The sequence below is a fragment of the Streptomyces sp. NPDC054932 genome (genome assembly GCF_053610205.1).
This window is the reverse complement of the sequence record NZ_JBSGXU010000237.1, coordinates 1-11454: the sequence shown is the minus strand read 5'-3', so window position 1 is coordinate 11454 and position 11454 is coordinate 1. Positions and strand designations below refer to the sequence as shown.

General features: G+C 73.6%; 9 protein-coding genes. 1 reads left to right on the top strand and 8 read right to left on the bottom strand.

Going from position 1 to position 11454, the window contains the following annotated elements; translation table 11 throughout:
* Positions 1 to 69 precede the first annotated feature (69 nt).
* From ACWGE1_RS36745 to ACWGE1_RS36730, 4 genes are all read right to left on the bottom strand, one after another.
* Positions 70 to 540 (bottom strand): hypothetical protein, encoded by a 471-nt coding sequence (locus tag ACWGE1_RS36745; RefSeq protein WP_453424808.1) that lies wholly within the window; start codon positions 538 to 540, stop codon positions 70 to 72.
* Positions 541 to 674: 134 nt separating this feature from the next.
* Positions 675 to 1274 (bottom strand): hypothetical protein, encoded by a 600-nt coding sequence (locus ACWGE1_RS36740; RefSeq protein WP_453424807.1) that lies wholly within the window; start codon positions 1272 to 1274, stop codon positions 675 to 677.
* Positions 1275 to 1577: 303 nt separating this feature from the next.
* Positions 1578 to 2252 (bottom strand): hypothetical protein, encoded by a 675-nt coding sequence (locus tag ACWGE1_RS36735; protein ID WP_453424806.1) that lies wholly within the window; start codon positions 2250 to 2252, stop codon positions 1578 to 1580.
* A 142-nt stretch (positions 2253 to 2394) separates the two neighbouring features.
* Positions 2395 to 4677 carry a WD40 repeat domain-containing protein gene (locus ACWGE1_RS36730; protein ID WP_453424805.1) on the bottom strand — a complete coding sequence of 761 codons (2283 nt, stop codon included), beginning with the start codon at positions 4675 to 4677 and terminating at the stop codon, positions 2395 to 2397.
* A gap of 256 nt (positions 4678 to 4933) precedes the next feature.
* Here ACWGE1_RS36730 and ACWGE1_RS36725 point away from each other — a divergent pair, with 256 nt between their 5' ends.
* Complete coding sequence (locus ACWGE1_RS36725; protein WP_453424804.1) at positions 4934 to 5056, top strand: hypothetical protein; 123 nt, start codon at positions 4934 to 4936, stop codon at positions 5054 to 5056.
* Between the two features lie 62 nt (positions 5057 to 5118).
* Here ACWGE1_RS36725 and ACWGE1_RS36720 read toward each other — a convergent pair whose 3' ends face one another.
* The 4 genes from ACWGE1_RS36720 to ACWGE1_RS36705 form a co-directional block, all read right to left on the bottom strand.
* A complete protein-coding gene (locus ACWGE1_RS36720; protein ID WP_453424803.1) occupies positions 5119 to 8073 on the bottom strand; it encodes an AAA family ATPase in 2955 nt (984 codons plus the stop codon).
* A 106-nt stretch (positions 8074 to 8179) separates the two neighbouring features.
* Positions 8180 to 8854, bottom strand: a complete 675-nt coding sequence (locus tag ACWGE1_RS36715; protein WP_453424802.1) for a response regulator — start codon at positions 8852 to 8854, stop codon at positions 8180 to 8182.
* The gene (locus ACWGE1_RS36710) at positions 8842 to 10020 is read right to left on the bottom strand and encodes a sensor histidine kinase (protein WP_453424801.1); all 1179 of its coding nucleotides are present in this window, start codon (positions 10018 to 10020) and stop codon (positions 8842 to 8844) included. The genes ACWGE1_RS36715 and ACWGE1_RS36710 overlap by 13 nt, the downstream gene beginning before the upstream one ends.
* Positions 10021 to 10273: 253 nt before the next feature.
* Positions 10274 to 11454, bottom strand: a 1181-nt coding sequence (locus ACWGE1_RS36705; RefSeq protein ID WP_453424800.1) for a molybdopterin-dependent oxidoreductase, incomplete at its 5' end; no start/stop codon positions are given.

The window sequence follows — 11454 nt, the reverse complement described above, 5'->3', positions numbered from 1 at the left end:
GCCCCGGCCTGCTGCAGGCCGGGGCGCTGGGGAGGGGGCGAGGCCCCGGTTGTCCGCCTGTGTGTCGCCTCAGCGGAGGGTGTCTCCCATCAGGGCGAACCAGTCGCCGTCGACGTAGTACTGCTTCCAGGTGTCGATCTGCTCGTCCGAGATCTTGTACTTGTCGGCGATCTTCTTCGTCGTCTCGTCCGGGTCGTCGGCCGCCAGCACGATCAGCACGATCCGCACCTTGTCCACCACCGTCAGGTCTGCCTTCGGCTTGTCGGGGAGGTCCTCGAACTTCAGGCAACCCACTCCGCCGGGCTGGCCGGGCTCACCCGGCTGACCGGGCTCACCTCCACTGCCGCCCTTGCCACCCTCTCCGCCCTTGCCGCCGGCACCGAAACCGATGCAGTGCTCGGGCTGGTCGGCCGGGGCCGAGGCACTGAAGCCCGTGGGGGTGTGGGACTGGGACGCCTGCGCGGCGCACGCCGTACCGGTGACGAGGGCCAGAGAGGCCGTGACCAGGATGATCGGACGCTGCCAGGACTTCGTGAACATGAGGGGGTTCTCCGTTTCCGCAAATACCGATGTGGGGGGATGAGAAAGGGGTGGGACGAGGGGAAGGGGGGTGGGAGGGTGGAGGCCCGGAGGCCTCCACCCGTTGAGCCGGTTACTGCGGTGCGGTGAGCGGATCAGAAGAGGCTGCCGCCACCCGCGCCACCGTTGCCACCGATGCCACCGATCAGGCCACCGATGCCACCGTCCCCGGCCTTGCCGCCGGCGCCTCCGTTGAAGAAGCTGAAGCCGCCGTTACCGCCGTTGCCGCCGGCGCCGCCCTTGAGGAAGCCGTCGCCGCCCCCGCCGCCGCCACCGGCGTTGCCGCCCTGGAGGACACCGAAGCCGCCGTCGCCGCCGTTACCACCGGCGCCACCGACACGGCCCTCGCCGCCACCGCCGCCACCGCCACCGGCGCCACCGAGCAGGAAGCCGTCCCCACCGCCACCACCGTTGCCGCCCTTACCACCGGTGCCCGTGACGCTGCCGCCACCGGAGCCGCCGGCACCACCGGCGCCACCGACGAGACCGCCGGTACCGCCCTTGCCACCGTCACCTCCGGCGCCTCCGGCGGTCGGAAGGGCCGTAGCCACCTGGCTCACCGGAGCGGCCGAAGCCATGGAAGCCGGAAGGACGACTCCGCCGGTGACCACAGCTGCCGCGGCGACCAGAGTCGCGATACGGAAGCCGCGACGGGTGGAACGGACAGAGCTGTTGGTCTGCATCTTGCGGTTCATGAGTTTCTCCTACCGATGAAGAGGGATATATGAGGTGTCCGGTTTTCCGGACTGTGCGGTGACTCTTCCGTCTGCCTCGTTTTGTTTCCGGTGAGGCCCGCACCACAAGTAAGCCCCGGGGGCCATACCCGGGTCATGTTCCGGAATCTCGGGACTTGACACCCTCATAAACACCGGCTAAAAGCCGGCGACCATTCCCTTTCGGCAGAAGTACGTCCCTGGCGCGGGGCCCCGGGGGGGGTAGAAAGACACCCGGCCCCGACCCTGGGAGCGGGTCGGGGCCGGGTGGGGGCCGGGTGGGGTTCAGCGGGCCTGGACGAAGGTGCGGCCGCGGTGGGACTCGGCGGAGCAGGAGCGCTTCTCCGCGGCGGTCATCTTGCGGGTCTTCACCACCACCGCGTTGCTCTTGCCGTCCGTGCCGTTCTTGGCCGGGCTGGTGATCGTGTCCTGGAAGAACCAGTAGTAGTGGCTCCACTTCGGGCTGTCATAGTGGGTCTGCCAGGTACCGGAGACCTTCTGCATCACCTGGGCCCGTGAGATCCAGCCCACCTCGCCCGGCTTCACCGTCATATTGAGCGAGCTGCTCTCGGAATGACTGCTCGACCAAGTGTGGCTGTAACTCGCCGTTACGCTCAGGTCAACGATGCCCGCTATGGTGCCTCCCGCCGTGACGGAGACGCCCAGCGAGTCGGTGGAGCCCACCGTGTCGTCCCACGTCATCGACTGGGTGGAGTCGGACGTGCTGCAGTTGAACAGCGAGTTCGACACCTGGCGGAGCTCACCCAGGTACGCCTCCCCGAGCTTGGGCGAGTTGAACGTGCACTTGCCCTCGCCCGAGGCGCAGTCCGCCATGAGCAGCTGTCGTGTGGGCTGGTCGGCGGCGGATGCCGGCAGGACGGTCGCCGCCGCGACGGCGCAGGCCGCCACTGTCATGGTCAACGCGCGGGCTGCGTAACGCCTGACGCGGGGTGTGGTCATCGTGGTACCTCTCACGGTGCTGGGGGGATCGGCGAACCGCCGTACGGCAGGGGAGAATTGACTCGCCACCCCCGCACACCGGATCACCGCCTGTTGCTCCTGAGATTCTCCCGATCGACCGGAGGGGTACGGTCCGATTGAGTCAACCTGCGATCGGGCGCAGCACCGCCACCTCCGGACCGAAACCGGCGACGAGCCGGCCGCCCGGAGCGGCCGCGAGCGCGCCCACCGCGAGCGGGAGCACGTACTCGTCCGCCGCTTCGCACCCTCCGACGAGGTCCCAGAACCGCACGGTCTGCCCCTGCCCGATGGCCACCACGGGCCGCCCGTCCTCCCCGGCCGTGACGGCCATCGGCCCGTTCGGGTCCGGGTGGCCGGTCTCCACGCCACCGATCCGCCTCATGGTGGCCAGGTCCCACAGGCACACCGTCCTGTCCCGGCTCCTGCTGATCGCGGCGGGCCTGCCGTCCACCAGCGTGGTGGCCACCGAGGTCACCCAGTCGGTGTGGCCGGTCAGGGGTTCGCCGATCTGGCTGCCGGTGGTGAGGTCCCACAGCCGCACGGTCCTGTCCCAGCTTCCGGAGACCGCGACGGGCCGCCCCGCCAGCTCCGCCGTCGCGACGGCGGTCACCCGGCTGGAGTGACCGGTGAGCGGCTCGCCGACCATCCGGCGCCCGTCGAGGTCCCAGACGGCCAGGGTGCGGTCGGCGCCGGCCGTGACGACGACGGGCCGGCCGTCCAGGGTCGCCGTGGCCAGGGCCAGCACCCGGCCGTGGTGGCTGGTGACGGGCTCGTGGCGGTGCCCCCCGCCCGCCGGGTCCAGCAGGTGCAGTGCGTCGCCGGATCCCGCGGTCACGGCCACCGGCCGGCCGTCGGCCACCGATGCGACCATGGCGGTCACGCCGCCCTCCAGGCCCGTCACGGGGGCCGTGACCTGCTGCCCGGTGGCCAGGTTCCAGACGTGCAGGGCGCGGTCCGCTCCTGCCGTGACGGCCACCGGGCTCCCGTCGACGACGGCGGTGGTGATCGCGGTGACCGTCTTGGTGTGTCCGGTACGGGGCGGGCCGTCCGCGTGGGCGTGGGTGAGGTCCCAGGTGCGGAGCGTGTGGTCGGCGCCCGCGGTGACGGCCACCGGACGGCCGTCCAGCACCGTGGTGGCCACGTCCCGGACCTCGTCGGTGTGGCCGGTCAGCGGCGGGCCCACGGGCCTCCCGGTGGCGCGGTCCCGTACCACCACCGTGCCGTCCCGCTCCACGGTGAGGGCGACCGGATCGCCGCTGTCGCAAGCGCCGCTCCCGCGGCCGGAGACGCGGTGCCACAGGTCCGCGTCCTGCTCCGGGCCGGGCGGGAGGGTCGGCGAGGCCCCGTTCGGACCGATGCTCCGGATCACGCGCACGCCGTTCACGCGCTGCCGGTCGTCCGCCAGGTCCCAGATGCGCAGGGACCCGTCCGCCTCGGCCGTGAGGGCGACGGTACGCCCGTCCAGCACCGCGGTCTCCCGCGCCCGGGTCCGTCCCAGGGCGCCGTTCTGGCGGGCGAGGGCGAGCGGACCGATGAACCGGGGCTCCTCGCCCTCCGGCCCGACGGCGACGACGCGCCCGTTCACCACCGTCACGGTGGAGGCGCCGGGCAGGTCCTCGCCGTCGGACAGGGCCGCTGCGGCCTCGGGGGCCGGGACCGGCCCTCCCGTGGCCAGGTCCCAGAGCTGCCGCTCCTGCCCGTCCTCCCCGGCCGTGACCACGAACACCTGTCCGTCGAGGCCGACGGTCCTCTCCACCTCCAGCGACCGGGCCAGTTGGCGGCCGGTGAGCAGGTCCCACACGCGCACCGTCCGGTCCACGTCGATGTCGTCGACGGTGAGGACGACACGGCGGCCGTCCAGGGTCGCAAGGCCGGCCGCCGGCGAGAAGGAGCCGACCCGTTGGCCGGTGAGCAGGTCCGACACGCGCAGGGTCCTGTCGGCCCCGAGGGTGAGGGCTACGGGGCGCTCGTCCAGGACGGTGCTCTCCACCAGCCTGACGAACTCACCGGCCGGGCGGCCGGTGGCCAGGTCCCACACGAGGACGGAATCGTCGCCGTGGAGCGTGAGGGCCACTGGCCTCCCGTCGGCCTCCGCCGTGGCCACGGACAGGACCTCGGTCGTCGTCGAGGACACCGGGTCGGTGCGGCCGGTGACCGGATCGTGGAGCTGTGCGCCCGTCGCCAGGTCCCATATGCGCACGGTGTTGTCGCGGCTGCCCGAGACCACGACCGGCCTGCCGTCGACGACCGCCGTGGCCACCGAGCGCACCGGGCCGCTGTGCCCGACGAGGGAGCGCAGCCGCCGGTGGTCCGGCACCGGCCCGTCGGACCACTGCACGGTCCACCGCGGGCCGGGCTGCGGGGCATTCACGTCGTCGGGCTCACCCGTGGAAGTCTCAGACATGCGCCGAGGCTAGCCACCGGGTCTGACATCGCCGGTCCCTACCACACCGCGCGCCGCCGGCCCGAGGGTGCGCACCACCACCATTCCGCCGCGTTCGGACCGGCGCTCCGGTGGGGGGCGCGGGCGGAGATTATGCGGGGCCGGCGCCCATGTGCGGGTGGAGCGGATGGCGTTGAGTCGGACGTGCCGATCGGCCGGTAACGAATCGACACCAGGCGTGCGACCCGCGCGCCCGACCTTCGAGGAGGTGATCCGGATGAGCGTCCTCAAGCTTCCGCGCACGGAGGCCAACACGCAGAGTGCTGCCGCCACCGTCAGCCCGACGAGCAGCAACAGCACCTGCTGCAAGTCTCCGCACGCGCCGGAGAACCCTGACTGACCCGCCGGGTCGGTGCGGGGGCTCGGCGCACCCCCGCACGGACCCGCCGTTCGCAACGGCCGCTACAGGCCCTCCCGGTCGCGGGCGGCGACCGCGAAGGCCGTCCGGTTCGGGTGGCCGGTCTTCTGGAGGAGGCTCGCCACGTGCTTCTCGACGGTGCGCAGCGAGATGTGCAGCCGGCCGGCGATGTCCTTGTTGCTGATGCGCTCGGCGACCAGCCGGGCCACTTCGAACTCGCGGACGGTGATCCCGCACCGGCGCAACTCCGGAGGGACCCGTTCGGTGCCCGTGCGCCGCTGCCTGACCGGCGCGCCCATCCCGCGCAGCAGCGCCCGGCTGGCTCCGGCGACCGCCTGGAGATCGGCGTCGTGGAAGTACTCCTCCGCCTCGCGCAGCCACTCGACCGGGGTGCCCCAGCCGTCCTCGTACGCCGACTGCGCGACCAGGCGCAGGGACAGCCGGCGTGCCATGGGGAAGGGTTCGGCCGCCTCCAGTGCCTTGCCCGCGGCGGCCGTCGCCTCGTCGGGGCTTCCCTCGCGGCCCAGCAGCACGGCGTGCGCCAGGCCGGCGAACTGGTGGTTCCAGCGGGTGCCACTGGCGCTCGCCCGCGTGACCTCGGTGTGGTGGCGCCGGCCCATGCGGCCGGCCAGCACGCCGAGCAGCAGGACGATGCCGTGCTTGCCGAAGCCGCCGATCGCGGGATTCTCCGCGTCGTAGGCGAGGGCCTGGGCGAATTCCTGCCCGGCCGCCTCGTGCTGTTCCTCCAGCAGCGAGCAGAACGCCCGCGCCAGCCCGTACGACATCGCGCGCACCCCGGGCGCCGCGTCGAGCAGCGGGGCCAGTCGCTCCAGTGCCCCGCGCATCTCGGCGCGGCGGCCCTGGTGGGCGTACCGTACGGCCTCGGCGAGCCGCAGCATGGCCAGGGGGCGGCCCAGTCCGAGGCGTGACGCGTCGGCCGCGGCCTCCCGGATCCGGTCCCCGGCCTCGTCGAAGCGGCCGTGCTGGATCCGGTCGAGTGCGAGGACGAAGCCGGTTTCGTGGGCCAGGGGCAGCAGGCCCATGCCCAGGGCCTCCTGCCGGGCCTTTTCCATCCGGGTCGGCCGGCCGTCGTGGCTCGCGGCGACGGTGGCCAGGTGCACGTCGGCGGCCATGCGCGGGACGGGGAGCCTGCGTGCGAGGGCGATGGCGCGGGCCCGCCCGAAGTGGGCGGCGGCCGTCGGCTCGTCCTGTTCCCGGGCCAGCTGGCCGAGCAGCAGCAGGGCCCGGCACGCCACGTCCGGCAGGTCGGCGCGCTGGGCGGCCTCCAGGGCCCGGTGGGCGTACCGGGTGGCGGTGTGCAGCCGGTCGGGGGCGAGCCGGCTCAGTTCCACCTGCACGGCCGAGAGGTCCACGAGGGCCGCGTAGTGGTCGGCGGGGCGGCCGCCGAGCAGCGAGCGGGCGATGTCGAGGTGCCACAGGGCTTCGGCGGGGCGGCCCGTCAGGGTGGCGATGTCGCTCAGCCGGGCGTGGAGTCCGGCCCGCCGCTGGGCGGGGATGTCGTGCTCGCCGCCGTCCCCGCCGAGGGTGTCCAGGATGGCGGCGGGCGCGGGCAGGCGGTCGAAGCGGGCCGAGCAGGCGACGGCGTCCAGCAGTCGCTCCAGCACCGTGGCGTGCAGTTCGGGTGCGGTGCCGGGTTCGACGAGCCGGTGGGCCCGGGTGAGCAGCTCCGCCGCCCGGTCCACGGCCCCCTCGCCCGTGGCCCGCCCGGCCGCCTCGCAGTACAGCCGGATTGCTTCGGGGGTGTCGCCGGCGTGCTCGTGCAGCCGGGCGGCGTGCTCGCACCATGCTCCGGGCAGCCCGGGGTGCAGGTCGGTCAGGGCGCGTGCCGCACGCCGTACGTGCCTGGCCCGCTCCCCCGGTCCGAGGTCGTCGAGCAGGGCCTCGGCCGCCAGCCGGTGGCGGAAGGTGTACCACTGCGTGCCCGGCCCGTCCGGCGTGATCAGGTAGCAGGCGACCGCGGCGCGCAGGACCGCGGACAGCTCGGCGTGGTCGCGGCCGATCGCGCGCTCCAGCACGGGCAGCGCGAAGCGCCGGCCGAACAGGGCGGCCATGCCCAGGAGTTCCACGCCGAGCGGGCCGAGCCGCTCGGTGCGGCGCCGGACGCTGTCCGCGACGGTGGGCGGTACGGACGGTGTCCGCGGGTCGTGGGAGGCCGGACGGCCGGAGAGGTCGTGGACGAGCTCCTTGACGACGAAGGGGATCCCGGCGCTGCTGTCCACCGCGCGGTCGACGAGGTCGGGGCAGACCTCGGCCGGGGGGACGCGCAGCTCGGCCGCGATGAGCAGGTGCACGTCGGGGCGGCTGAGGGGACTGAGGTCGAGCATCGTCGCGGCCCCGCGCTGGCGGGCCTGTACGGCCAGTTCGGTGGCCGCGCAGGGTGCGCAACCGGTGACGAGGAGGAGCGCGGCCGGTTGTTGCCCGATGTTGTCGAGGAGGTATTCGACGACCGCCAGTGTTCCGGCGTCGGCGTCGTGCAGGTCGTCGAGGACGAGCAGGCAGCCCCGGCGCTGTCCGACGACGGCGAGCAGGCGCAGCAGCATTTCGGCGACCATGAGGTGCGACGCGGCGTCGGCCTGCGTGTCCCGGGCACCGCCCAGCAGCCGGACCAGGACCGGCCCGTAGCTGCCGAGTTCGTCCGAATCGGGCAGCAGGCCGGCGCGGGCCAGCAGGAGCAGGGCCTCGACCAGCGGCCGGTACGGGACGGGCGGGCCGACCGCGCTGGCCCGGCCCCGTACCGTGACCATGTTCGTCTCGGCGGCCACGGCGAGGGCCTCCGTGGCGAGCCGGGTCTTGCCGACACCGGGCTCGCCGGTGACGAAGAGCGCCCCGCCGCGCCCGGACCGGGCGGCGGTCAGCGCCATCATGATCTGCCCCAGCTCGGGACCGCGGCCGATGAGTTCCCCCCGCCTCGGGTGCGGGCCGCCGTTCGGGCCCGCGACGGCACAGTCCTCCGGCAGCGCCGGCCAGAAAATCGACACCGGCTCGTCCCCTTTCCGGCGGGCCCTCCGAGGCGCCGCCGGGACGACGGTACGGTCGGTGCCCGTGCCCGTTGTAGCCGTCCGTTTGGGGGGCTTGTGCGGGTGGTCAGCCCCCCTCGAGACTGTCCTCCCGTACCCGCTGGGCCAGGTCGAGCTTGGTGTGGGTGGGGCGGCCCGCCTGCTGGTACTTGGCCTTGACCCGGTCCAGGTAGTCCTTGGCGGTATGCACCGTGATGCCGGCGCGCCGGGCGGCGGACTTCAGGGTCAGCCCGGAGGCGTAGTCGAGCAGGATCTGGCGTTCCCGGGGCGAGAGCCGGGGGCGTGCGGGGCTGTCGTCGTGGGCGCAGGCGAAGGCGAGTTCCGCGGAGAGGGCTCCCCTGCCCGACGCGAGGTCCTTGATGGCGGCGACGAGGGTCGGCAGGTCGTGGTCCTTGGTCAGGTAACCGTCGGCGCCGGCCCGGACGGCCTCGATGATCCTGGAGCGGTCCGGCACCGTACTGATCATCAGGACGCGGCTCCCGGTGCGCAGCAGGCGCCGGATGTTGTCGGCGGGGGCGGAGCCGTCGCGCAGGACGAGGTCGAGGAGGACGATGTCGGGAGGGGCGTAGCCCGTCGCGCCGAAGCCGTACGGGAGCTGCGCGTCCGGCGCGCCGAGGAGTTCGCCGACGGTGGCGGCGGTCGCCACGAGCCGCAGCTCCGGCACGCCGCCGAGCCAGGCCCGCAGGCCGTCGAGGAGCATCCGGTCGTCGTCGACCACCGAGACGGTGATCACCCGGGCCATCTCAGCTCCACCCGTACTCCTTCGCCGGGGGCGGTGTCCACGGTCGCCCGGCCCCCCACCTCCGCCATCCGGCCGTGGACCGAGCCGCGCAGGCCGAGGCCGGGTTCGCAGTGCTCGGGGTCGAATCCGGGCCCCCGGTCGACGACGGTGACGACGGCTCCCCCGCGTGCGTCCGGGTCCCTGGTGGCGGTGAGGTAGGCGTGTCCGGTGCCCGCGTGGCGCCGTACGTTGTTCAGGGCCTCGCGGACGGCGTCGCCCAGTGCGGCGGCGACCTCGGGCGGTACCTGCGGAAGGTCGTGGTACTGGGCGGTGACCCGCAGTTGGAGGCTCTCGACGGATCCGACCGCCTCCTCCAGGGCGGTGCCGATCTCCCGGTGGTGGACCTCGGCGGCGGTCTGCTGGATCAGCCGGCGCAGGTACGCGGCCTCGCGCGCACACCGCTGGCGCACCTCGGGGGCGTTGGCGTCGACCGAGCCGGACGCCAGGGTGGTCAGGGTGGCGAGGACGGTGTCGTGCAGCGCCCGGTGGTGTTCCAGCCGCTCGGCGTAGCGCGCCTTGTGGGCCTCCGCGGTCACGGCGCGGGCGTTGGCCTCGTCGAGGAGGCGCCCCTGGCGGAGCAGGTACCACCGGAAGAGCCAGGTCATCACGGCGGAGGACACCAGCGAGTTGGTGTGGCCGAGAATCACTGCGGGGCTCGCGCCCACCGCCTGGTAGCCGATGAAGTGGGTGCTGATCAGGAGGGCGATCACGGCGAGGGCGTGGAGCCGTCGGAGGGAGATGGCGGCGACGGCGCTCGCCGAGCCGCCGAGCAGCATGGCCCAGCCGATCGTGGGCGGTTCGCGCACGCCGCCCCAGGTGCAGAGGGCCAGGGGCAGCAGGCAGCCGGTCACCAGGACGTCCGCCCAGATGTGCCGCCGGTCGAACCAGCCGCGCCGCAGGGCGGCGCCGTAGGTCAGTGCGCTCAGTCCCAGGGCCGCCGCGAATCCCGCGTACTGCAGGGGGAGTTCCGTGCGGCGCTGGGCGACGGCGAGCGCGCCGACGGTCAGATGGCTCGCCCGGTACAGCAGGGTGGCCACGATCAGGAAGGACTGGGCGCGTTGCAGGCCCGATCCCAGCCCGCTCGTCCCCCGCAGTGCCCGTATGCGCCGTACCGGTAAGGACAGCAACGCCAAGACCACACCTTCCCGTACCGTTGGCGCCGCGGGCTCCCCGTGTCGTCCCGTGCGTACGGGGTGAAAGGCCGCGCCGCCCGCAATTGCCTGTGACATCAGCCATTTTGCCCTAGCAGGTGCACCTCAAATAGGCGCGTACCGGCCTGCTCACGGGCTTGGCCGAGGGGGCACCACAGGTCGGCCGGAAAGGGGTTCCCGATGCGTGTGCGGGCGTCCGGCCGGGGTCCGTGCGCCGTCCGCCCGGCGCCTATCCGGCCATCACGACGACGGAATGCCGGCCACTGGCCCCGTCGGGGAGGGTCGGGGCGCGCCGTTCGGTCTGGATCTCGCCCGTCCGGTCGGTGGCGCGGACGGTGAGCGTGTGCGTACCGGGGGTGGCCTGCCAGGAGTAGGACCACTGGCGCCACGTGTCGCGGGTGTTCTCGGCGGCGAGGTCGGTCTCCTGCCAGGGACCGTCGTCGACGCGGATCTCGACGCGGTCGACACCGCGGTGCTGGGCCCAGGCGACACCGGCCACCATCACCGTTCCGGTGGCGGGGCGGGCGAAGGGCTTGGGGGTGTCGATGCGCGCCTGGGTCTTGACCGGCGCCTTCCGGGCCCACTTCCGCTCGACCCAGTACGGGTCGTAGGCGTCGAAGGTGGTGAGCTCGATGTCCTCGATCCACTTGCAGGCCGAGACGTACCCGTACAGGCCGGGGACGACCATCCGCACCGGAAAGCCGTGGTCGAGCGGGAGCGGCTCGCCGTTCATCCCGACCGCCAGCAGGGCGTCCCGGCCGTCCATGACGTCCTCCACGGGCGTGCCGAGGGTCATGCCGTCGACCGAGCGGGCCACGAGCTGGTCGGCGGGTCCGCCCCGGGACGGGGGGCGTACTCCGGCCTCGGCGAGCAGGTCGTCGAGCCGGGCGCCGAGCCACCTGGCGTTGCCCGCGTACGGTCCGCCGACCTCGTTGGAGACGCAGGTCAGGGTGATGTCCCGCTCGATGAGCGGCCGGGCGAGCAGCTCCCGGAAGGAGAGGTTCAGTTCGCGGCGCACGCCCTTGCCGTGGATGCGCAGCCGCCACGTGTCCGCCGGGACGCGGGGGACGACCAGTGCCGTGTCCACCCGGTAGAAGTCCTTGTTCGGCGTGGTGAAGGGGCTGATCCCGGGCACCCGCAGTGCCGCGCCCGGCGGCGGCCCCGGCGCCGGTGACGCGGGGGGCGGCAGGACCACGGCCGCCCGCGAGGCGGCCGCGTCGCCGGACCGCGAGGAGGTCAGGGCCCGGCCGGCGGTCCCCGCCCCCGTACCGAGAGCGGCGGCGGCTCCCGTGAGCAGCAGGAAGCGGCGGCGGCTCCAGCCGGTCCCCGCGGCATCCGGCTCGCCCCGGGGCCGGTCGGCGGGGCGTCGCGCACGCGGCGGGGCGATCACAAAAAGAGACACCACCCAAC